The 22,548-nt window shown below is 67.6% G+C and carries 20 protein-coding genes; 3 read left to right on the top strand and 17 right to left on the bottom strand.

Annotated features, from left to right (window positions below; all coding sequences use genetic code 11):
- Window positions 1–121: 121 nt before the first annotated feature.
- The 4 genes from G5C50_RS09690 to G5C50_RS09705 all read right to left on the bottom strand — a co-directional run bounded on the left by G5C50_RS09690 (window position 122) and on the right by G5C50_RS09705 (window position 5,386).
- Window positions 122–3,139, bottom strand: a complete 3,018-nt coding sequence (locus G5C50_RS09690) for an FAD-binding and (Fe-S)-binding domain-containing protein (protein ID WP_165068335.1) — start codon at window positions 3,137–3,139, stop codon at window positions 122–124.
- A gap of 40 nt (window positions 3,140–3,179) precedes the next feature.
- Window positions 3,180–3,716 (bottom strand): hypothetical protein, encoded by a 537-nt coding sequence (locus tag G5C50_RS09695; protein ID WP_165068338.1) that lies wholly within the window; start codon window positions 3,714–3,716, stop codon window positions 3,180–3,182.
- Between the two features lie 120 nt (window positions 3,717–3,836).
- Window positions 3,837–4,433 carry a GTP cyclohydrolase I FolE gene (gene folE / locus G5C50_RS09700; protein ID WP_165068340.1) on the bottom strand — a complete coding sequence of 199 codons (597 nt, stop codon included), beginning with the start codon at window positions 4,431–4,433 and terminating at the stop codon, window positions 3,837–3,839.
- A gap of 317 nt (window positions 4,434–4,750) precedes the next feature.
- Complete coding sequence (locus G5C50_RS09705) at window positions 4,751–5,386, bottom strand: LON peptidase substrate-binding domain-containing protein (RefSeq protein WP_165068343.1); 636 nt, start codon at window positions 5,384–5,386, stop codon at window positions 4,751–4,753.
- An 87-nt stretch (window positions 5,387–5,473) separates the two neighbouring features.
- On the opposite strand from G5C50_RS09705, the gene nth reads away from it, so the two are divergent.
- Entirely contained in the window at window positions 5,474–6,145 is a 672-nt protein-coding gene (nth, locus tag G5C50_RS09710; RefSeq protein ID WP_165068346.1) for an endonuclease III, read from the top strand.
- A 33-nt stretch (window positions 6,146–6,178) separates the two neighbouring features.
- Here the strand turns inward: nth and G5C50_RS09715 are convergent, their stop codons facing one another.
- Both G5C50_RS09715 and G5C50_RS09720 read right to left on the bottom strand, forming a co-directional pair.
- Window positions 6,179–8,632, bottom strand: coding sequence for a M48 family metalloprotease (locus tag G5C50_RS09715; RefSeq protein WP_165068668.1), 2,454 nt, complete (start codon window positions 8,630–8,632; stop codon window positions 6,179–6,181).
- Window positions 8,633–8,802: 170 nt separating this feature from the next.
- Window positions 8,803–9,888: a DNA topoisomerase IB gene (locus G5C50_RS09720; protein WP_165068348.1), complete on the bottom strand. Its 1,086-nt coding sequence runs from the start codon at window positions 9,886–9,888 to the stop codon at window positions 8,803–8,805.
- A gap of 121 nt (window positions 9,889–10,009) precedes the next feature.
- On the opposite strand from G5C50_RS09720, the gene G5C50_RS09725 reads away from it, so the two are divergent.
- Complete coding sequence (locus tag G5C50_RS09725; RefSeq protein ID WP_165068351.1) at window positions 10,010–10,426, top strand: MFS transporter; 417 nt, start codon at window positions 10,010–10,012, stop codon at window positions 10,424–10,426.
- Entirely contained in the window at window positions 10,423–11,697 is a 1,275-nt protein-coding gene (locus G5C50_RS09730) for an MFS transporter (protein WP_165068354.1), read from the top strand. The genes G5C50_RS09725 and G5C50_RS09730 overlap by 4 nt, the downstream gene beginning before the upstream one ends.
- Window positions 11,698–11,765: 68 nt before the next feature.
- Here G5C50_RS09730 and G5C50_RS09735 read toward each other — a convergent pair whose 3' ends face one another.
- The 11 genes from G5C50_RS09735 to G5C50_RS09785 all read right to left on the bottom strand — a co-directional run bounded on the left by G5C50_RS09735 (window position 11,766) and on the right by G5C50_RS09785 (window position 22,395).
- Complete coding sequence (locus tag G5C50_RS09735; RefSeq protein ID WP_165068356.1) at window positions 11,766–13,325, bottom strand: serine hydrolase; 1,560 nt, start codon at window positions 13,323–13,325, stop codon at window positions 11,766–11,768.
- A gap of 104 nt (window positions 13,326–13,429) precedes the next feature.
- Complete coding sequence (locus G5C50_RS09740) at window positions 13,430–14,998, bottom strand: carboxypeptidase M32 (protein ID WP_165068358.1); 1,569 nt, start codon at window positions 14,996–14,998, stop codon at window positions 13,430–13,432.
- Between the two features lie 110 nt (window positions 14,999–15,108).
- Entirely contained in the window at window positions 15,109–15,417 is a 309-nt protein-coding gene (locus G5C50_RS09745; RefSeq protein WP_165068360.1) for a PEP-CTERM sorting domain-containing protein, read from the bottom strand.
- 493 nt (window positions 15,418–15,910) lie between these two features.
- Window positions 15,911–17,968: a phage/plasmid primase, P4 family gene (locus G5C50_RS09750; protein ID WP_165068363.1), complete on the bottom strand. Its 2,058-nt coding sequence runs from the start codon at window positions 17,966–17,968 to the stop codon at window positions 15,911–15,913.
- 69 nt (window positions 17,969–18,037) lie between these two features.
- Window positions 18,038–18,820, bottom strand: a complete 783-nt coding sequence (locus G5C50_RS09755; RefSeq protein ID WP_165068365.1) for a hypothetical protein — start codon at window positions 18,818–18,820, stop codon at window positions 18,038–18,040.
- 33 nt (window positions 18,821–18,853) lie between these two features.
- Window positions 18,854–19,900 carry a sigma-70 family RNA polymerase sigma factor gene (locus tag G5C50_RS09760; protein WP_165068367.1) on the bottom strand — a complete coding sequence of 349 codons (1,047 nt, stop codon included), beginning with the start codon at window positions 19,898–19,900 and terminating at the stop codon, window positions 18,854–18,856.
- Window positions 19,901–19,951: 51 nt separating this feature from the next.
- Entirely contained in the window at window positions 19,952–20,380 is a 429-nt protein-coding gene (locus tag G5C50_RS09765; protein ID WP_165068369.1) for a hypothetical protein, read from the bottom strand.
- 54 nt (window positions 20,381–20,434) lie between these two features.
- Window positions 20,435–21,091: a pentapeptide repeat-containing protein gene (locus G5C50_RS09770; protein ID WP_165068371.1), complete on the bottom strand. Its 657-nt coding sequence runs from the start codon at window positions 21,089–21,091 to the stop codon at window positions 20,435–20,437.
- A 110-nt stretch (window positions 21,092–21,201) separates the two neighbouring features.
- Window positions 21,202–21,471, bottom strand: coding sequence for a hypothetical protein (locus G5C50_RS09775; RefSeq protein ID WP_165068372.1), 270 nt, complete (start codon window positions 21,469–21,471; stop codon window positions 21,202–21,204).
- 278 nt (window positions 21,472–21,749) lie between these two features.
- Complete coding sequence (locus tag G5C50_RS09780; RefSeq protein WP_165068374.1) at window positions 21,750–22,013, bottom strand: hypothetical protein; 264 nt, start codon at window positions 22,011–22,013, stop codon at window positions 21,750–21,752.
- A 25-nt stretch (window positions 22,014–22,038) separates the two neighbouring features.
- Window positions 22,039–22,395 (bottom strand): hypothetical protein, encoded by a 357-nt coding sequence (locus G5C50_RS09785; protein ID WP_165068376.1) that lies wholly within the window; start codon window positions 22,393–22,395, stop codon window positions 22,039–22,041.
- Between the last annotated feature and the right edge of the window lie 153 nt (window positions 22,396–22,548).

Consider the following 22,548-nt stretch of genomic DNA (forward strand, 5'->3'; position numbering starts at 1 on the left):
GTCCTTCCTGGTCGCGAACCCCGCCTCTGCGCGTCGCCTGCGGACGAAAAGACGTGACAGGCGGGGGCTTTTTACTCAAGTTCCCCGGCTGACGCAAGCCCGGATGGAGCGATCCGAAAGATCACGACATCGCGTGGCGGGGCTTGGGGTCCTTGAGATGCAGGCGAAGCGACGGATTGAGGCCGTAGGATAGGGCCAGGAGCTTCACTGGGTGGACGGTCCGCTTGGTGGTCCCCTGCTCCATCTGGATCCGGCAGGCTCCGCATTCGGTGGCGCCGATCTCGATGTCCTCGTCCATCATTCGGCGGTGGAGTCCCCTTCCGGCGCGGAGGCTGGCGCGGAACTGGTGCGTCCGCAGGCCGAACGTCCCCCCCATGCCCGAGCACCCACGGTCGATGTATTCCAGGTCCAACTCAGGGATGCGTCCCAGGAGGTCTAGCCCCGGCTGGCCGACGTCGAGCGCCCGCAGGTGGCACGGCTGATGGTAGCCGACCTTCGCTCGCACCGGCTCGGTCGACGGCGGTAGTTGGCCTCGGGCGTCCAAACCCCGGAGGTACTGTCCCAGGTCCATCGTCGCGCGGGCCACGAGGTCGGCGTCCAGGTCGTCGGTCAGCTTGATGTATTCCTGCCGGAGCATTAGTGCTGCGGTCGGGTCGGAGCAAACGACGGTGTAGCCGTCGCGGACGGCGTCTCCCAGGGCTCGGAGGTTCCGCAGAGCCAACTCGCGGGCGTGGTCGACGTCGCCGACGACCAGGGGGGCGATCCCCGAGCTGCGCTGGGAGGGCGGGATGTAGACGTTTACACCCGCCTGCTGAAGCACTCCGACGGCCGATTCGGCCAGCTCGTGGTCATAGTAGTTGGCGTAGAGGTCGACGAAGTAGGCGACCCGCGGGCCTGGTCGAGAGGGTCTCGGTTTGTGGAGGCCGAGCCTCGCCGCCCGGACGGTGAACGGCGTGCGGCGAACCGGCGGCAGGACCCGTCTCCGTGAGACGCCGAAGGTCCGCTCCAGCAGCCAGCGAGCGCCGCGACGGGACATCAGATAGTTGGAGATCAGCGGAAAACGGCTGGCGAGTCGGGCCCACATCTCCACCCGGGCGAAGACCCAGTCGCCGGGGGCCAGACCGTGTTCCTCGACATACGCCGCCTTGGCCTCCATCACCAGGCTGGAGACGTCCACGCCGGCCGGGCACTCGCTCTGACAGAGCTTGCAGTGGATGCAGTAGGCGGCCTTCGCCAGGAACTCCTCCGAGCCCCAGGACCGCGGGTCGAGCCGGCCCGCCGCCGCCTGTCGGACGAGGTTCGCCTGGCCTCGGGGGGCGGCGGCCTCCTCGCCAAAGGCCCGGAAGCTCGGGCACATTCGCAGGGAAGGCTCCTCGCTGCGGCAAATGCCGCAGCCGTTGCACGCCGAGGCGACCGTCGCGAGATCATCCCCCGGCCATCGCAGCACTGGGAGGATGACCCCTTCCGCGGGCACCGTCGTCGAATCGGGCTGAACGGCGAATCCACCGCTGCCGACGTCCGACGGCGGCGCGTCGGCGACGGACGGCGACGACGGATACACCTTGAGCGGGCGGGCGACCGAGGAGTCGTCGACGACGTTGCCGGGGTTCAGCAGGCGAGCGGGGTCGAACGCGTCCTTGACGTCTCGAGAAATCCGCGACGGCTCGCCCAGGCGGCGGGCCGAAAGATGCGTCCGGGCGAGCCCCAGTCCCCTCCCCGAGGCGATCGAGCCGCCGGCGGCCAGCACGACGTCGAAGAATTCGGCCGCCAGGTCGTCGAGCCCCGCGCGAGCGGCGGCGTCGCTCGGATCGAGGAACGGCCGCATGCGGATCCGCCCCTCGGCCGCGAACACGTCGAGCGACCAGGTCAGGTCGCGACTTCGCAGAACCTCCTGCAAGCTCCGGATCGCCGGCGCAAGTCGCTCGACGGGCACCGAAACCCCCTCCACGACGGGCGAAGGCGCCGACCGTCCCCGCCCGCGCTGGAAGAGCGGCTCGATCCGCTTCCGCAGCCTCACCATCTGCTCGCAGTCGCCTCGGCGATGGATCGTCGCCGGGTCGGCCGAGAGCAGCCCGGTCCGCCTTGCCTTCTCGATCAGCAGCCGGGCTTTCGCCGTGACGTCGGCCGACGAATCCGCCTCGAACTCCACCACCATCAGCGATTCGACCGATTCGCCGACGTGTTCTCGGATCAGGGGTTCGACGTCGCGCGCCAGGCTGACGGACCGCCAGTCGTAGAGGTCGCAGGCGGAGGGGGAAGTGTCGCCGCCGATCAGGAACGGGACGCAGCCGGCGGCGTCGGCCAGGCGAACGAACGGCAGCAGGACCACGATCGTCGCCGTCGGCAGCGGGACGGTCCGCAGGGTCGCCCGAACGATCATCGCCAGCGACCCTTCCGACCCACAGAGGAGCCGGGCCAGGTCGACCCCGTCGTCGGACATGGCGGCCAGGTCATAGCCGACCCGTTCCCGATCACGCAGGTCCGGAGGGTGAGCGTCGGGCCGAAGTTCCCACACGGCCCGACGTCGTTTGTGGATTCGGTGGAGCTTCTGGACGACCAGTTCCTTGAAGTCGGCCGGCTCGTCCTCGAAATCCGGCCAGGGCTCGCGGCCGACATCGGCCGTCTCGCCCTGGGCGAAGACGACTCCCAACCGCTCCACCTGGCGGCCGAACGTCCCGAACTTACATGACCGCGAGCCTGCGGCGTCGACCGCGATCGTCCCCCCTAGTGTGGCGGCCTCGGAGGCGGCCGGAGTCGGCTCCAGGCGCCGTCCCAGGGGGGCCAGGCGAGTGTTCAGGTCGTCCACCACGACCCCGGCCTCGGCCTCGACCCAATCCTCGTTGATCGTCAAAACGCGCCTTAGGTGGCGGCTGAAGTCGACGATCAAACCCTCCCCCAGCGCTCCGCCGCCGGTGTCGGTGGCCGCTCCCCTCGGGTGGAGGGTCAGATTGTTCTCGGTCGCGTATCGGGCGAGAGTCGCCGCGTCTTCGACCGTCAACGGAGCGACGGCCCCCAGCGGGTCGATCTCGAACGGCCCGGCCCCTATGGAGTAGGCGGCCCGGTCCAAGGGCTCGAAGTAAAGCCCCCCGGCGATGAGCCCGCGGAGGTCGTCGTAGATCCGGGCTCGGCGTTCGTCCACGTCCGTTCCATGGGGTCGAGTCGAGAGGATGCGGTGACGTTCAGGTCGCGTCGGGCATCGGCCCGCCTGCGGGGTCGGTACCGCCAGGCTCGACTGAGGCTTCGCGCGACTTCGATTCCTCGGCCCGGCTCGGCTCTCGACGATACCGGTTGGCGACGGCCGGGTCGAACCAACGGAACCGCCGGCCGCGATTGACTCCCGGCCCGCGGAGCTGGCTTCCGCAGCGATAGCAGACGACCGCGTCTGGCATCAGGCGATAAAACACCAGGTCTAGGAGCACGGACGCCCCCAATGCCAGATAGGCCGACTGCCGACTCCCATAATACCAGACAACGAGGCTCACCGCGAAACCCGCCAGCACGATCGCCAGACCGATCTCCTGGGGGAAGTCCTTGAGGACGTACAGGTCGGCCGAGGCGCAGAGGGGACAGGCCGTCGGCCTGCCGACGGCGTCGAACGAACCGGGAGCCAGGTCCCGGCCGGTCCGACAATGACTGCAGAACGCCTGAGGGGCCGATTCCACCCCGTCGACGTGGTCGATCATCCGACACTGCGAACACTCGAACGTCAAATCCATCGGCCGATCGGCCCCCAATTGACGCCGCGTCCTGACTCCAGCTTCATATCAATCTTCGCACGGCGGGGCCCGATTCGCGAGCGAAAGACGCTTGATCGGGCGTTTTGGCCTGGGGGCGTCTCAACGCCGCGAGCCGAAGATCAACGACATGACCTCCGAGCGCGTGGCCGGGTTGTCCTTGAATCCTCCCCGTACGGCGCTGGTGACGAACGAACTGTCCGGCTTTTCCACGCCTCGAATGGTCATGCAGCTATGGCTGGCTTCGATCACAACGGCGACGCCCCGGGCCCCCAACTCTTTCATAAGGAGGTCGGCGACTTCCTGGGTCAAACGCTCCTGAAGCTGAGGCCGCTTGGAGAGGACGTCGATCACGCGGGGGATCTTCGAGAGCCCGACGACCTTGCCGTTGGGGATGTACGCCACGTGCGCCTGGCCGATCACCGGCAGCAGATGGTGCTCGCAGAAGCTGACCAGGCGGATGTCCCGGACCAGCACCATCTCATCGCAGCGCTGGGTGAACAGCTTCGTAAGGTGGACGCGAGGATCTTGATGCAGGCCCTGGAAGACCTCGGCGTACATCCGGGCCACGCGGTCGGGCGTTTCCAGCAACCCTTCGCGGTCGGGATCTTCACCCACAGCCAGCAGAATCTCGCGGACGGCCCGCTGAATGCGGTCCATGTCGATCGGGTGGGACGGAGCGGGAGAGGGCTCGGGCATGGGCTTGAAGGGCTTTCTGGGGAGGGAGACGGAATGCCGGCGGCGATTGAATTTCCCTCTCCCGTCGGGAGAGGGTGGCCCGCAGGGCGGGGTGAGGGTCGTTGGATGGTAAGCATAGCCTGGGCTTCTGGCATGCTCGACCGATGTGCCCCCCCGCGATCCGACGACCCTCACCTGCCGCTGCGCGGCAGCCCTCTCCCGGTGGGAGAGGGAACCGGCACCGCCTTCGGCTTTGAGGTGCGTGCGTCGGATGTCACGAGATCCGCAAACCTTCTTTCTAGGTCCCGCACTGACGGAAATCAAGTTCAACCGTTGGTTCAATTCGCGCTGAACGGCGGCGGGAACGGGCGGTTGGAGGGGATGTCCAGGAGGCGGCGGCGGATGGCGGCGACGCGGGCCTCGACGGACGCCTCGGCAAGCATCCGCTGCTTCCAGTCGGCGGGAGCGGAGAGGGCGTGGGCGATCACGTCGGCCATTGCGCCCAGGGTGTCGGCCCGCAGCAGCAGCTCCATCAACTCTGCGTCGACGCCCGTCGCCTGCCGAAGCAGTTCGACGAGTTCGGTGCGCGGGATCATCTCGTCGCCAGGGGCTGGGACGTCCTCGATCAGTTCGACCTCGGCGATGCGGTACGGCTGGTCGTCGTCGGTCTCCCGGAGCAAGCGGACCCGTTTACGGCCCAGCAGCAGGATGTTGAACCGGCCGTCGGCGAGGCGCTCATCGTGGATAATCCGGCCGAGGCAGCCGACCTGTTCGATCGGAGGCCGGGGGCCGCCGTCTCCCAGGAGGCGGACCATGGCGATCAGCCGGTCTCCCGCCAGCGCGTGTTCGGTCATCGCCCGATAGCGCGGCTCGAAGATGTGCAGCGGCGCCACCGTATGCGGGAACATCACGAACCCCGGCAGCGGGAAGAGCCTCGCCCGCCCGGAGAAGCCTTTCAGGTCCAGGTCGTCCATCCCTCCATCTTGACATCCGCCCCGTTTCGACGCCACATTCAACGCCCCGGATCGCCCGGACCGGCGGATCGACCGAACGGAGGCCCGATGGCTCGCAAGAAGGATGCTGCGGCGGTCGACCCCACGACCCAGGCCCGTCGCGTCGTCAAGTCTCTGAAGCTCGCCTACCCCGAGGCCACCTGCGCTCTGGTCCACGACGGGCCGTTCCAACTGCTGGTCGCCACGATTCTCTCCGCCCAGTGCACCGACGCCCGGGTGAACATGGTTACCCCTGAGCTCTTCCGCCGCTTCCCCGACGCCCGCTCGCTGGCGGCCGCCGAGCGAGGCGAGGTTGAGGAGGTCATTCGTTCCACCGGATTCTTCCGGGCCAAGGCGAAGAACCTGCAAGGGATGGCTGCAGCGCTCGACGAGAAATACGGCGGCGAGGTCCCCCGCAACCTGGACGCACTCACCGCCCTTCCCGGCGTCGGCCGCAAGACGGCCAACGTGGTGCTGGGAACGGCCTTCGGCCTGGCGACCGGCGTGGTCGTCGACACCCACGTCAAACGCCTCGCCTACCGACTCGGCCTGACGACCCGCCGCGACCCCGTGCAGGTCGAACGCGACCTGATGGCCGAGGTCCCCCGCAAGGAATGGGTCGACCTCAGCCACCGCCTGATCCAACTCGGCCGCCGCTCCTGCCTGGCCCGCAAGCCCCGATGCTCCACCTGCCCCATGATCGAGATCTGCCCGAGGCTGGGCGTGACCTCCAGCGCCTAGCTGGGGATCGATCGGCGAGGACGACTTCACCAGTCACCGGCCGACCGCGTTCGCCTCGGCCTCCGGCCGTTCGAGGGGCGGGAGCTTCAACGCCTTCTCAACCTCCAGGACCGCGACCGCCAGCATGCCAAGACAGCGCTTCTGAAGGTCGAAGAGCCGGTCGCTCGCGCCCGAGATCGCGTCCATGAGTTCTCCGATCTCCTTGGAGTCGGGGACGCGTTCCAGGATGAATTTCCCGATCGTCATGCCTTCGCGGGCGTGTTCGAACGGGTAGTCGATTCCGATCGGCAGCCGGCTCCGGAATCGCGTGAGGTCGTCGTTCAGCGTCTGCCCTGCGCGGAGGATCGCGTTGATCAGGGGCTCGTTCTTTTCGTTGTTCCCGGAATGGAACTTCTGGAGCAGGCGGGCAAGGGCCGATGCGGACCTCTGGGCGGGGGGGATCTCCTGGACGGCTTTCGCCAGGAGGGACGCGCAGGGATAGGCCCGCCGGGCGTCGTCGCGGATTGCGGCTCCATCCGGGATCCGTTCCTGGACCGCCGGGAGTTCCAGGAGCGAGAGGCCCAACTCGATCCGCCGGGCCGCCGCGTTGGAGAACGGTTCGAGGCTTGAGTGGAGGGCCTGGATCGAGGCGTCACAGCGGGCGATGGTCGCTTCGGCCTCGGCACGATCCCTGCCGTGGGAATCGAAGTCCCCCGGACGCGGGCGGCCGTTCGCCCTCCACATGGCGAGCGCCGCGGCGGCCGTTGAGGCCTTCGTCGTCATCTCGTTCCATCGCCCCAGAGCGGCGAGGTTATCCTCGGCCGCCGCGGCGAGCGTCCTCCGCGCATCGATCAGGCCGGTCTTGGCCGCCTTCGGGTCGGCCGGTGGGCGGGGAAGCTCTCCGTTCAGGGGGAGCGGCTGGACCAGGCTGAAGGCATCCAGGAAGAGCCGGTCGAAGGCCTCGCTCCCCTGGTGCGCCTCGGCCTGGGTGTCGATGAGGTCGGAGACGGGGACGAGTTGTTCCTTGCTGATCGCGTTGCCCAAAACGCTGCGATAGTGCTGGTAGGTCGTCGCCCGGGACAGGCTGTCGAACTCGCGGAAGAGGTCGGTCGCGGGCCCTTGGAGGTGGAAGATTCCGGCCGCGTTATCCCGCTTCGCCTTCGCGATCCGGTCCTTATCGCAGGGGTGCGAGTCGAACAGTCCGGTCTTCGAATTCAGAGCCGCTTCGCGCACCATCGCCAGCATGGGCGGGGGGATCTGGGGGATGTTGGCGACGATCAGTCGGGGATAGTCGTCCGGCAGGCGACGTTCCTGCCAGCAGCGGCCGAGATCGGCCTGGGCGCCCTGATTGGCCAGGCCCAACTCGCGGAGGCGGAGCGAGGTCGCGGCGAACGTCTCCGCCCCCACCATCCTCGCCTCGTACCGATCGGCGTCGAATTCCTGCTGCCGGGACAGGAAGGAACTGACGATCGCGCCGACGTACATGAGGACCCAGAGGATCCGGCGGGTCAGCCAGACCATGAGCTTCGTCATCACCGCGATGACGAACATGTATCCCCCCTCCTCGATCCAGGCGTCGAGCGTTTCGTCCCAGGAGTCGCGCTCGTAGACCACGCGAGCGAACCAGACGTTGATCGACCGGATCAGGGTGTTCAGCCGCATCCCCGCCCCCTGCGAGAAGTGGCCGAACTCGTGGGCGAGCACGCCGGCGAACTGCGGCAGCGTGAGCCCGGCGACAAGCGGCAGCCCGATCGTCAGCTCCAGCCGTTTCCTCGGTGAGAGGGCCCCGCTCGCCAGGGCCGCCGAGGCGTTCACAGCGCAATCGACGTAGATGCACGTCGGCACGGGCGCTCGGACCGACTGGCAGATCCCGTCGACGAACGCGAACAGGAGGGGTTCCTTGGAGGGGTCCAGTTCCCGTCGCTTCGTCCGTTTCGCGGGGCTGGCGAACAGGGGCTTGAACATGAACGCGACGAGGAAGCTTCCGGCCACGAGCGGAGCCGCATAGAGGAACAGGGCCGCCCTGGCGTTCCTCACGTTCTGAAAGATGACGAGGTTGTGGGTGGCGTGCCAGAGGACGGCCAGGGCCGCCGCCACGGCGAGGCCGACGTAGATCATCGGCAGGATCACCATCACCACGGCCACGATCAGGATCCAGAGTCGATACGTCCAGGTCGACCGGATGGGAGGTATCTCGCCTCGGAACGCGGCCAGGATCTCGTGGGGCGTCCGGGTTTTCTGGGTCTTGAGCGACTCCTTGGCCGATTGGAGCGGTTCCGGCGCGGTGACGGTCCTGCGGACCCTGGCCTTGTTCACGGCCCCGGCTAGCTCATACGTCCCGGTCTCATCGTCCTCAACGGCCGAGGCGGCGACCTTTTCGACCTTCGCGGCAGATCCAGGGACGAGGATCGTCGCCTTGCACCGCGGGCATCTCCCTCGCCTCCCGGCGACCTCATCAGCCACCCGAAACGACGAGCCGCACTCGTCGCAATGGACCTCGATCGGCATCGAACGCCTCCTCGCATCCCGACCCGTCGACTGTGGCACTCGCCGGTGCAAAATCGACGATGTAGTATCATCGATGTTGCACGGCATGGCCAGGGGCTGGCGTCTTCGGACTGCGGAAGGGGTCGGGATACGATCGGAGCCGGAGAGGAGAAACCTGCGCCCGGCGGCCGTCACGCCCGCTTGCGGCCGGCGTCTTCGCGAGCGAGGCGATTCTGGAGGAGGGCCAAGACGGCGGCTTCCTCGGGCTTGAGGTCGCCGATCGACTTCTTCATCTCGCGATCAGTCCGGGTGCGGAGGGCGTCGAGCATGGAGCCTTCCAGGTAGGCATCGAGCACCGCTGGGTGGACGTAGCACTTGCGGCAGACGCTGGGCGTGTTGCCGAGCCTCTCGGCCACGCGTTCCACGGCCTGGACGACGTTCCGCTTGGCCTGGGCGTCGCTGTCGAAAGCCTCGAACTCCTGGAGGGCCAGCGAGGCCAGCACGGTCCCCGCCCAGGTGCGGAAGTCCTTGGCGGTGAAGTCGGCGCCGGAGACTTCGCGGAGGTAGTCGTTCACGTCGGCCGAGCCGACGTGTTGCGGTTCGCCGTCGTCGTCGAGGTAGGTGAACAGCTCCTGCCCCGGCAGGTCCTGGCAGCGGGCGACGACCCGGGCGAGGCGACGGTCGCGGATCGAAATCCGATGCTTAACCCCGCTCTTTCCCTTGAACTGGAACTCGATCGTCGCACCTTCGACTTCGACGTGGCGGTTCCGCATGGTGGTCAGGCCGAACGACTTGTTGGTCCTGGCGTATTCCTCGTTGCCCACACGGATCAATGACCGCTCCAGGAGTTGCACGACGGCCGCCAGCACCTTGCGCCGGGGCATGCCGTCGAGCTTCAAGTCGGCGTCCGTCGCCTTGCGGATCTGTGGCAAGGCCAGCCCGAAGGCCGTCATCCGGCCGTACTTGGCGTCGTCGCGGACCTCTCGCCAGCGCGGGTGGTAACGGTACTGCTTCCTCCCTTTCTCGTCGCGGCCCGTGGCCTGAATGTGTCCCCGATCGGACGAGCAGATCCAGACGTCGACCCACGCGGGGGGGATCGCCAGCGACTTGATCCGCGCCAGCGTCTCATCGTCACGGACGGGCTTCCCCTCGGCGTCGAAATATCGGAACGCCTTGCCGGATCGCTTGCGAGCGATCCCCGGCTTCTCGTCGCTGACGTACAGCAGCCCCGCCGCCTTCGCGGCCTGGGCCGGCTCTTCCAGGAGGTTCGTGCTCATGAGAGAAGCCCCAGGCAAACCGGGCGCCGGAGCCACGTCGATTCCGGCGTAGGTTGCACCCTGGGGCCGGCTTGACTTACTCTGGACGCAGACGATTCCACGCGGGGCGAAATGAGGTCGGATGGCTCGGTCGTATGTGATGCTGGCGGTGGTGGCAGGGGTGGTGGTCGCGATCCATGCGATCGTCTACGGCCGTTTCCTGGCCGCCGTGAGGCAAGCCTGCAGGGCCGCCCAAAACCACGGCCTCCCCGACTGGCTCCCCGCCCAGGTGGAACGCGTCCGGGGACGGGCCTCGCGGTTCATCCTCGGCGGGGCGGTCGTCGCGATCGTCGCGGCGTTTCTGAGGATCGCGACGGACTCTCCCTGGAGCCTGGCGGCGGCGAGCTTCGCGGCTGGGTTCAACGCCGTCGCCTTCTTCGTCGAGTACGCCGGCTTCGTCGCCCTCCGCCGCCTCCGCGCCGAAATCCAGGCCCGCGCCTCCCGCCCCGCTGAGGCCCCCGCCCCATCTCCGCACGACCCGGAACCGATGTCGATATGAGCGAAGCAACGACCGTGGAAGCGAACCCCTCGCAGACACCCTCCTCCGCCCCGTCTTCGTCCCGCTCGCCGCTGGGTCTGGTGGTTTTGATCGTCCTGATCGACCTGCTGGGCTTCTCGCTGGTGATGCCGCTGCTGGGGCCGTTGGGCGAGCGCTTCGGCCTGGGGGGCTGGCGGACGGGCCTGTTGTTCGCCGCTTTCCCCATCTGCCAGCTCATCGCAGGGCCGATTCTGGGGCGACTCAGCGACCGTCACGGCCGACGGCCTGTGCTCGTCTTCAGCCAGCTCGGGACGGCGATCTCGTTCGTGATCCTCGGCCTGGCTCGAGACTTCCCGACGCTCCTGATCGGTCGGATGCTCGACGGCCTTTCCGGCGGCAACATCATGGTCGCGCAGGCGTACGTCGCCGACGTGACACGCCCCGAGGACCGCGCCCGCGGGATGGGGATGATCGGCATGGCCTTCGGCCTGGGGTTCGTGCTGGGGCCGTTGATCGGCGGGCTCCTGCTAGAGTTGCCGGTCGGGCCTGAGTGGTCGCATCGCGTGCCGTTCCTGGCGGCAGCGGTTTTCTCGTTCCTCGCCCTGGGGCTGGTGATCGCCAAACTCCCCGAGAGCCTCCCCTCCGGCTCCGCGCCCCGGCAGCAGGCTCGGGTGCTCTCCTGGCGAGGGCTGGCGGACGTCGTCCGGCTGGAAGGGGTCGCCCCGCTGGCGGTTTTGGCGTTCCTGTCGATCCTGGCCTGGGCGACGCTGGAGGGGACGTTCGCCGTCTTCCTGCAGCGTCGGATGAACTGGACCACGCGATCAGCGGCCTATGCGTTTGCGGCGGCCGGCTTTGTCTCGGCGCTCGTTCAGGGGGGCCTGATCCGGACATTGGTCACGAAGTTCGGCGAAATCCGCCTGATCCTGGCCGGCGGCGTGCTGGGGGCCCTGGGGTTCGCCCTGGCTGCTTCAATCTCCGGCGCGAGCGTCTTGCCGCTGGCCGCGGCGATCGTCCTGATGGCCGTCGGTTCAGGCTTGCTCGCACCTTCGATCACCGGCCTGCTCTCGCGGATCACCCCGGCGAGCGAGCAAGGGGCGGTTTTCGGAGCCCTGACCTCGATCCAGACCGTCGCCCGGATCGCCAGCTACCTGACGGCCAACGTTCTGCTGGAACGGGTTTCGCTCTCCACGCCCTATGCCATCGCGGCCGGCGTTTATGCGATTGTGGTTCTGCTGGCCGTTGCAGCAGCCCCCCGGCTGGCCGACGCCCTCAGGCGATCAGCCCTCCAATGATCCCTTCTTCTGGAGGGGGATGACCGCCGTCGGCTTCGATCGATGAGGCCGACGGCGCTCGGTTGGGGTTATCGCGCCCGAGTGAACACATAAATCTCCGGGTCGACGAAATCTGGTCGGACGGCGAACCGCAGTTCGACGGGCGATCCGGCGGCGTCGAGGCGGAACGGGACGGGGCTGGTCTTGAAGAAGACGTCCGACCAGTGGGCCTCGAAGAGGTCGCCGTCCTTCGGCTTCAGTTCGCCGCGCAGCGCGGTGTTCCGCTCGACCTCAATGTGCAGCTTGCCGTCTTTCAGGGCGACGGTCGCAACGCCCAGGGCCGGGCTGCGGTATGTTCCGCAGTATCGCGAAAGTTCCAGCGGCGGCCGGGGCGTCGTGGAGGTCTCGGCCGTCTTCTTGGCCTCAGCCTCTTTCTCCTTCGCCTCGTTGTCGCGGTGACGCTTCATCAGCTCCGCGCTCCAGTCCCGGCGAGGCTCCGCCTTCAGGAAGGCGTCGACCACCCGGAACGGCAGGGCGCGGTAGAACTGCTGCTCGTCGTAGTTGGACAGGACCACGACCCCCAGCTTCTCCTCGGGCACGAGGACCGTCAGCGAGAGCATGCCGTCCATCCCGCCGCCGTGCGAGAGGACCATGCGGCCCAGGTAATCCTGCATGAACCACCCCAGCCCGTACGCGAAGAAGTGCGACGAGGGGAACAGTTCCCGCTGCACCGGGGACGTCGGTCGGACGAGGTTCTGGGGAGCATGGGTCTCGCGGATCACGGAGGCCGGCACGACCCGGGACCCTTCGATCTCGCCATCGTCGAGCTGCATCATCATCCATCGCGCCCAGTCGCGAACGCAGGAGTTGATCCCGCCGGCGGGTCCGCAGTTGTCCAGGTTGCGGTACGGGATCGCCGCGACCTTGCCGTCGACCAGCGTATGGGGCCGAGCGACGTCCTCCTGGCCCTCGAGCGCCCGGATCGACGTACTGCTGCGATTCATTCCGATCGGCCCGAAGAGCCGGCGCTCCACGAACGTATTCCACGAATCGCCCGAGACCCGCTTGAGCAATTCGCCGGCTGCGAGGAACGTTAAGTTGCAATACGCGTAGCGGTCGCGGAATTCATAATCGGGTTTGAGAAACTTGACGCGTTCCAGCACCTCGGGGATCGACCGGTCCGAGCCGTACCAGATCAGGTCCCCCTGCCACGTCCCCAGCCCAACCCGGTGGCACAGCAGGTCGCGGACGGTGAGGGCCCGCGTCGCGGCGGCGTCGGCGAGCTGGAATTCTGGCAGCTTGTCGCAGACCTTGTCGTCCCACCGCAGCCGCTTCTCGTCGACCAGCATCCCGAGCGCCGTGGCTGTGAACGCCTTGGAATTCGACGCCATCGCGAAGAGCGTCCGCTCGGTGACCGGCTCGCTCTTGCCGGTCTCGCGGACGCCGAAACCTCGCGAGTAGACCACCTTGCCGTCCTTCACCACGGCGATCGCCAGGCCGGGGAGTTGCCACTCTTTCATCCCGGCTTCGACGTAAGCGTCCAGCCCCGCCAGCGCCTCGGGCGTCGCCTGCTGAGCGCTCGCCGGAAGTACAAGCAGATAGGAACACGTGATCGCCGCCAGCACGAAAAGCCGTGTTGAGCGCAGCATGTGATTCAATCCCCCGAGGTGGTCCATCGTCTTCGATTGCGACCGGACCATCATCGCGGCCTCGCCCGTGCGGGTCCACGACTTCCTCGGGGAATCCCGTCCTTTCAGACGCCGTAGAGTCCGCCGTACCGCCTCTGCAGGTGGGTCAGCAACGGCTTGGCGTCGATCGGGCCGCCGACGGCGCGCTCGATCAGTTCGGTCGGCTCATAACGGCGGCCGTGGCGGTGGATTTTGTCGCGGAGCCAGGCCAGCAGCGCGGAGGCGTCGCCCTTCGCGAGTTCGTCTTCCAGGCCCGGCAGGTCGGCGGTCGCCTTCGCGAACAACTGCGCGGCGTAGACGTTCCCCAGCGAGTAGGTCGGGAAATACCCGAACAAACCGGCCGACCAGTGGACGTCCTGCAGGCAGCCCTCGGCGACGTTCGACGGCCTCACGCCCAGCGTCTCGGCGTACTTGTCGGCCCACGCTGCGGGGAGGTCGGCGGTGTTCAACTCGCCGCTGATCAGGGCCAGCTCAAGTTCAAAGCGAATGATGATGTGGAGGTTGTACGTCACCTCGTCGGCCTGGATCCGGATGAGCGAGGGCTCCACCCGATTGACCGCGGCGAGGAATCCGTCGAGCGAGGCGCCCTGGAGCGAGTCGTGGAAGGTGCGACGGGCGATCGGGAACCAGTACGTCCAGAAAGGACGACCGCGGCCGACAAAGTTCTCCCAGAGCCGCGACTGCGATTCATGCACGCCTAACGATACCGCCTCGCCGAGCGGCGAGCCCCAGGCGGCGTCGGGGAGGCCCTGCTCATAAAGGCCATGGCCGACCTCGTGGAGCACGCTGAAGAAGGCGTCGTCGAACTTCCTCTCGTCGTACTTCGTCGTGATCCGGACGTCCCCGGGACCGATCCCCGTGCAGAATGGGTGGGCCGTCACATCGAGCCGGCCGCGTTCAAAATCGAACCCCACGGCGGCGGCCGCCGATTCGGCGAGCATCCGCTGGCGCTCGACCGGGAACGATCGCCGCAGCAACGCCCCGTCGCTTCCGACCCCGCGCTTTCGCGCCTCCGCGATGGCGGCGACGAGCGGTGTCAGGCCTTCGCGAATTTCGCCAAAAACAACACGAAGCTCGGCCGTCCTCGCACCAGGCTCATAATCGTCGAGCAGAGGGTCGTAAATTGTTGCTGCAGCGTCGGAGGGTTGCTCGTTTGTTGAACAAGCATGCCTGCCCACAAGGCATACTCGCCTGCACGCCGATTCCTGACGTTTGAGCTCCAAAATGCGATCGAGCCATGGTCGAAACCGCTCGAAGTCAACATCACGGCGGGCGATCACCCATTCATGCTGGGCGGTTGAGGTGGTTCGAGCCAACTCCTCGACGAGCGATTTGGGGAGGGCCTTTCGACGTTCGTAATCGCGGCGGATCTGGCGAAGGTTGGCAGCTTCGGCGGAGTCGCCCTGGGCGATCGGCGCATCCTGAAGGGAGTCCAGGACTTCGCCGATGCGGGGGGCGGTCGCCCGATCGTGCTGGATGCCAGCCAGAAGAGCCGCCTGCTCTCCCCGAAGACCGACGCCGCCGGTGGGCATGTAAGTCTGTTCGTCCCAGCCCAGAACGGCTGCGCACGAGCCAAGCAAGGCGGCCTCGCGGATTCTGGACGTCACCTCCTCGTAAAGCCGTCGCTCGTCCATCGGTCCGTTCCTCAGCCCTGGTCCGGATTGCTCCGGATCGACGGCCTTCGAAATGCGGAAGGCCCGGACGCAACGCCCGGGCCTGACCTCGATTGCGAACATAAAGCCGTTCAGAAGAACAGCTTGCGGAGCCTTCGCAGGGCGACGACTCCACTGATGCCGAGTCCCAAAAGACCCATGGCGGCCGGCTCGGGGGCGCGGTCGGATTCGCCCGTTACGGGCGTCGGAATCGAACCGGGAGCGATGTTCGCGGCGGCGAGGTCGACCCTTACAGGCGACGACGCCAGGATACGCTCCAGGTCGGCCGGGAGGGAAGCCGAGAGGGAGGGGGAATTCGAGATTGGGCCGCCCTGAGCGGCTCCCGTGGCCAGAATCGTGGCGATCAACGCGGCCGAGAACGGGGCCTTGCGGACCTTCATCGTTTTCGGGGCCTCCTGATGCTGGATTCGTGCTGTAACCTTCATGGTTCCTCGGGTTTGGGGCTGGTCGCAGCGGTCGCTGGGCGAACACCCAGTTCTCTTCGCCGTCCCCTTGGCTTTGTTTGAGGCGCCCTCCTGGCCTGCCTTATCATTCTTGACTCGTCCCTGGTTGCCCACCGGCGTAAAAAGCGGAAATCGAGGAGAAGATCTGATGAACGAGAGGGATCGATTGCCCTCGCTCGGTTCTTGATAATTCATTCAGTCTGACGTCTATGGCAAGCAGCGTGCCGAAATCCCGCCGCGCCTTCCGCCTATCTGAACAGAACATCCAAGATTGAAGGGCCGGCGCTCGGATTCGCGCTCCCCTTCTCTCCTGTCAAGTAAACGAAGGCGGACGGAAATCGCCGTCGTGCTCCTCCACGGTCGCTGCCAGGCTTGGGTGAATATACCCAATTCCTTAAGAGCCGGCCAGGGGGATGTAGGCTGCCCCTAATCAGGCGGGAGTCGGATTGCCGGTGCCAGAGGCAGCAGTGCCCAGCCGAACCCCGTAATAGTAAACGGACCGAGTCCCGCCGACGCGACGCCGGTCCTTGGTGAGGCCGGGGATCACGGCGAGGAGGTCGCGGCCCAGCGCCTGCTCGTCGCCGACCGCTTCCCGGCCGTGTCGCCGGCACCAGGTCCGCCACTCCTCGTAGAGTTCGCCCGCCGAGACCGTCGCGCCGGGTTCGACGACGCAGCAGTCGGCCAGGAAGACGGCCACGGGGCTCGCCAACTCGTCCATCGATTCCAGCAGCGGCCGGCCCGATTCCGGCTGCAAGAAACGGCCCCGCAGCTGAAGCCGCCGCCAGCCTTCAAAGGCCCAGAGCAAAATTCCCGGCAACTCAGCCTTCAAGCGTGGGTACAGGCCGAGATCCTCGGCACCATAAAAAGAGCGTGTGAAGCGCAGCATGATCAGGCGGCTTGAGAGGGCTCGGCTGGAATCGCGGAGTCGCGGAAGTTCGTTGGAGATCAGCACGAACCTCGTCGGCAGTTTCCCCGTCCAGGCCGACTGGTGCTTGCGGTCGATCGCCTGGTCGTCCTCGCCGCTGATCGAGAGGAGCGATTCCACGATCGCCGCGTTGTCCGGCCGGTTGGAGAGCCGCGCGTCCGGGAACACGGCCACCGGCTTGTCGATGAGCACCGACAACCCGAACGGTCGCCCCAGCGTTGAGAGCGTTGGGCTGACGACGTTCTCCGATCCCGCCAGCGCCTTCAGCACCCGCGCGATCGTGCCGCGGCCCGACCGCTTCGGTCCGATCATCATCAGGATCTTCTGAAACCGCGTCTCCGACGTTAGCAAGTAGCCAAACCACTCCTGCAAGGCCGCGATCGAATCCGGGTCGTTCGGCCAGACCTGTTGCAGAAATGCAATCCAGGCTCGCGGCGCGGGGGCTTCGGGATCGAAGTCGTAGTCGAGGGCGAAGGCGTTGAAGTACCTCGGCGACGGCCTGGCCATGCACGCGGCCCCGGTGACGAACGACGGCGGATGCACCAGCGCGTTCCGGGCCGCGATCAACTCGCCCGCCGGCCACGCCGAGAGATCGCACCACCAACGCGCGCTCGGGCCCTCTTCCGAATCCTCCCCTGCGGACTGGTCGACGCCTGCGTCGATCCAGGAGGGCCGCGACGGTGTTTCGGCGAGTGGAACCAGCGTCAGGCCGGCCAGGGCCTGGATAACGTCGCTCACCATCCGGGTCGTCACCGGCGAGGCGACGGGGGGGCGGGCCGTCCGATTCGACCGTCCGGAGCGAGCCTCCTCCTCGGCGTGCTCGCGGTCGGCGGTTTCGATTCGGCGAAACTCCTCGGCCAGTTCCTGGGCGAGCACGGCCCGCAACTCGCCGGTGGGAAAGTACCGATAACACGACCCGTCCCAGCGGTGGAACGAGTCTCCCCAGTATCGCAGACCGATTCCTCCCGAATGTGTGAACCGTCGCGATAGGAACAGCCGCGCCAGGCGATGTGGGTTGGTCCGCGAGCCTCCCTCTTCTTCGGCTATCCCGTTTGTGCAAGTCGGCGGCGATGGGGGGTATTCCGAACCAATATTGACGTCTCTGTTTGCAACGGTGGGATGAGAGCGGTCCTTCCGACCGATGCTGGAACTTTGCGTCGAAGTTGAACCTTCGGTGAGCAGCCAGCCGCGGGGGCGGTCGTCGGGGGCCTTGTCGGCTTCCTTGAGCTTGTGCTCCAACTCACGGTCCGACCAGGGAGGATCGCAGGCGCGGTTCCAGTCCTCCAGGATGGACCGGGCCTCAGCGCTGGAGAGGTCGAAGCCCTTGATCAGGATGCAGGCGGCTCGGAAGGTTCGGCAATGTCCCTTCTGGCCGGAGACGGCCGGCGGAAGCGTCTTCAGGTAGGCGGCCGCTCGACGAGTCCGGTCCGTGTTCGGCGGCGACGGCCGAGGTGCGGAGAGGGGCGCAGGCCGAAGGGGCTGGCCTTTGCGAGAAAGCCAACTGGCCAGGTCGACCGATCGAGGGTGAGGGCCGTTCAGCGGTGTATCGGCTGGGGTCGTCATACGGCGATCGCGGATATTGCGTTGACGGGATATTCGGCCGCTGGTCGGAGAATACGGGAATGACGAGAGTCATCCCACCGCATTCGGTCCAGCGCCGTCGAAGGTCACGCGTCGCCAGGGGCGCTCCGGCCGCGACGAACCCTTCGTCTTGATCGTTCCCGGCAGCCCGATCAGGCGGGCCGGATTGATGGTGGCGGAATCCACGATCACCTGGTCGTCGTCGTACGTTCGGGCGATCGAGCGGACGGCCTCGGCGATGATCCGCCGATGCTCGGCGTCGTTGGGATAGTCGGGCAGGCGGACGAGGATCCAGGTCCCGTTGCCAGACTTGCCCCACAAAGCGGAGGCCGCCAGCTCGGGCTCGGCGGCGAGGATGTCGTCGCGGCGGCGGACGGCGGCGGCCAGTTCCTCATCGGTGCTGCTCACGTCGGCCGGCCGAAGCGGATCGATGTCCAGGTACATCCAGCGCAGGGCCAGCACGTCCTCGTCCTTGGTGGTGTGGCGGGCCCGGTCGAGGTGGTTGTCGCACCTCGCGAGCAAATCGCGGCGGACGGGGTTGATCGTGACGTAGCCCGATACGGAGGTCAGCCGCGACGCGTCGCGCGTCAGGCGGGCGAGGTCGTCGTACCAGCCGGCGAAGGTGGAGCCCAGGTGAGTGCGGCTGATCTGGTCGGCTCGATGCAGGTTGCCGAACCGGTCCCAGGACGCCCGCATGACGCGAAGTTCCACGCAGCCGAGGGGCGGGGCCGTCAGGCAGTCCAGAAAACGCCGGGCGACCGCGGGAAGCACCTGCGGAATCACGACCTTGCCCGTCTGTCGGCTCGCGAGTTCCCGATATTGCAGCATCGTCATGATCGTGTCCCGTAAGTGCAGGGCTGGGCAGGCTCAGGCGGTGCGGCGCTTCTTGATGATCGAACCACGGGCGGTGGGTTCGACGCGGTCCAGGGCGGTCTCGATTCCCTCGGGGTCGATCATCTGGAGGAGCTTGGCCAGTGCTGAGGCTTCGGCCGCGCGGACCTGGCAGCGAGGGCGGCCGATCTCGCGGGCGAGTTCGCAGAAGGTCCGCCGACCGGCAGGATCGAGGGCGTTCGTCCTCCGACCGGGGGGTCCATTGCCGCTGTCGCTCCGCCGGCGCCCCTCGGCTTCGGCGAGGAACTCTTCGATCGTCTCGTCCAGGCGGTAGCGGCGACGGACGACCCAGGATTCCAGGAGGCTCAGCTTTCGGATGGCGGCGTGCAGCCGTTGCATCGTCTCGGCCACTTCCAGGGGGCGTTCGGGGGGCATATCGATGGCCAGCGACTCGTCCTGGGAGGCGTCGTCCTCGGGCGTGGCCGGGGAGCAAGAACGAAGCTCGATCTGCGCATTGTGCAGGTACTTCAGCCGCTTCATCTCCACGCCCATCTCTTCGGCGACCTCTTCCAGGGTCGGCTCGATGGAGCCGCTCGCCGCGCGGTCGGCGATGCGCCTTTCCAGGATCCGTTCGCGGGCCTTCTCGTGGCGGCGGCGGAGGAGGACGAGGTAATAGGGGAACTTGACGACCGACCCCTGCTCTGCGAGCGCGCGCTGAATGTGATGGTGGATCCAGTAAGAGGCGTAGGTCGCGAACCGGGCGTCATGGGTTTCCGGGTCGAAGTCCTGGGCGGCCCGCATCAGGCCGAGGTTCCCTTCCTGGACGAGGTCGTCGTGTTCGAGGCCCGGGCAATCAGCGCCGCGGTACCCGTTGGCGATGCTCATCACGAGGCGAAGGTTCGCCATGATCAGGCGGTCGCGGGCCGTGGAGTCGCCCTGTTTGATCCGGGCGGCCAGTTCGACTTCTTCCGCCGCCGTCAACAATGAGGCTTCCTGATGGAGCGGGCCTCGTGCGTCGGGCCGGCGCTGTTTCCGGGGACGAACGGCGCGGGCTTGGGTGCGGTGGGCGTACTCGCGATTCATGATGACGGCGTCCTGTGATGAAAGTCGGAATCCGGCGAGGTGCGGTGGAAATCAGGCGCGAAGCTCGGTGGGCTTCCAGTAGACGCGGAGCTTGGGGCGGCGGCCCGAAGCGAGTGGGGCCCGAAGCGCGTCCGGGGCGAAGACGCGGAGCCGCCAGGCGTCGGCCGAAACGGCGTCGATCGCCTCGCGGGCCGTGGCGAAGGCGACGCTGCAGGGGGCCCCGCCGACGACGTTCGCCGGTCGGACGTACCAGCGCCCGGAGCGGTGGCCGGAGTCGAACTGGGTCTTGAACGTCGGCGTGTAGACGAGCACCTCGCCGCCCATCGAGCGGTCGAACACCCGCAGCGTACCGGCCGTCTGCCGGGGGCCGACGTGGACCCGAGGCAGCGGCGCGGCGTCGATTGGGGCGATCTGGAGCATGGCGAGGTCTCGGGCCGACGAGGGGACGGCGGGGCGGCGGGGGCGACGAGCGGCCGACATGGTGGAGTTCCTGTTTCTGATGGTTGAGGAGTCGCGAAGAAACATGCAGGGCGATCAGCGGCGGCGGGTCCAGTAGAGCGAGCCTGTGGGCTGGACGGAGGGGGGCGAGGTCGTCTCGGGTTCGACGTCAGCGGCAAGCTTGCGGAGGATCTCCGGAGCGTCGTCGCCGGGAACGATGGCGCGACCCAGGACCGAGGCGGCCCAGTCGACGAGGCCGCGGCGGGCGACGATCGCGCGGAGCCACGCGTAGGGGCGGTCGTCGGCTTCCAGGGCCAGCTCGAAGGCGAGCGTCAGGGCCTCCCCTCGGCAGCCGGGGTCGCGGCGAAGCAGTTCGACGGCGAAGGCGGCGGAACGCCAGTCGAGGACGGCGCCGTCGAGGCGGGCTCCGGTCAGTCGGACGCCCCGGAGGTCGGCCTTCGGGAAGCGGGCGTTGCGGAGGTCGGCCCCGCGAAGGTCAGCGTTGCGGAGGTCGGCGCCGCGGAGGTCGGCGGCCTTGAGATCCGCCTCGCGGAGGTCAGCTCCGGTCAGGTCGGCGCCGCGGAGGTCGACTCCCGTGAGCGAGGCTCGCGGCGCCTGGATGCCGGGGAGGTCGGCGTAGGCCAGCGGGACGCCGGCGCCCGCCGTCAGCTCGACGGCCCGGCTCAGGCTCTCGGCCTGGACCACGGCGAGCGGGCCGGTCCGCCAGCGTCGCGACAAGGTATGGATGGCCATGGATTCGTCTCGCGGTCGAGGGTCGGCTTGAGAAACGGTCAGGAGGCCCGGGAAACACCGCGAGGGCGTCCCGCCGTGAAGCGAGACGCCCAGGGATTGCAAGGCGAGGATCAGGCAGGGCCGATGGGGCCGCCGATCGGAGGTTCCGGGAAGACCGGCGGCGGGGGGCTGCCGGGGAACGGGCCCGGGTCTTCCTCGGGCGGCGGCGTGGGGTAGCTCGGATCGGTCGGATCGGGATCCGGAACGTCCGGGTCGTCGGTGGCGTCGTCGTCGATGCTGGCCGTTGAGACCGAGGCGAACAGGGAGAGCGTGCTCAGGCTGAGCCGCGACTCCAGGCCGTCGAGTCCGCCCGCAATTGAGAATTCGGAGAATCGCTTCATGGTCAGCTCCTTCATTCCCTCCCGAGACGATCGTCGTCGCGGGACGGGCCGGGGAAGCCGCGCCGGTCGTCGGTCGGCGGCCCTCCCGCCGTCCGTCCTGCTCGGCTTCCTCGTTTGCTCATGGGGGATAGTCAGCACGGCCGGTTGCGGGATTTCAGGAATCCGGGAAGAATTTCCGGTTTCCGAAAAATCGTCCGCGAGGGCGAAGTCGGCCGATCAGGCAGCCTCGTCCGGGGAGGGGCGCGACGGGCGGCGAGGCGGCGTCCCGTCGCGGTTCGTCACGCCGGCGTTTCGACGTCGGACGCGAGGATTCGGGCCGCACGTTCGCATGCGGCGATTCGCATGCGATCGAAGGCGAACTGGACGCGGGGGTTGGGGTCGGGTTCGATGGGGGGCTGCTGCAGGAGCGGCAGGATGGCCCGAAGCCAGAGGCGGTTCCGCGCCTCGATCGCCTCGACGATGGCAAGGCGCTCGACCTCGAGCGAGACTTCCAGCTCGTCGAGTTCTTCGGGTTCGGGCTCGTCGTGGTGATGGTGAGACATGTCGGGCTCCTCGCCGCGAGGGCGATCAGCAGGGGGATTGGGCCAGGCAGTCGAAGCAGTCGGCGATGCGGACCAGACCGTCGCGGCCGAGACCGCGCGAGCACGAGGCCGCGCCGTCGCAGCCGCAGTCGGACCGTTCCGATCGGTGGGGGCAGGAACGCATTGCACGGAGCAGCCGCAGCGACTCGGCCACGGGGCGTCGCGGCGCGGCGGGCTCGGCGAGGGGGGGAGGTTCAAGAGCCGCCAGGTAGGAAGGCTCATAGTCCGGGCTCGTCGGGTCGACGAGCCGGCAGAGCCGCGGCGTGAGGGCCCCGGCGCACCGGAGGCCCGGCGCGCGGGGGCAGCCGGCGCAGCGGCCGGCGGGGTCGCGGAATTCGATCATGTGTTCAGATCAAGCTAAAGCGCCAGCCGATTGGGTTGCGCGAGGAGCGGAGGAGGAATCGGGGACTGGCTCCGCAGCGCAGCGGAGGTGCCTGTCCCCGTTTCCTCCGGAGCGGCCCTGGGACGCCCGGAGAATGGGGACGGGCACCCGGCG

Source organism: Paludisphaera rhizosphaerae, assembly GCF_011065895.1.
Taxonomy (GTDB): domain Bacteria; phylum Planctomycetota; class Planctomycetia; order Isosphaerales; family Isosphaeraceae; genus Paludisphaera; species Paludisphaera rhizosphaerae.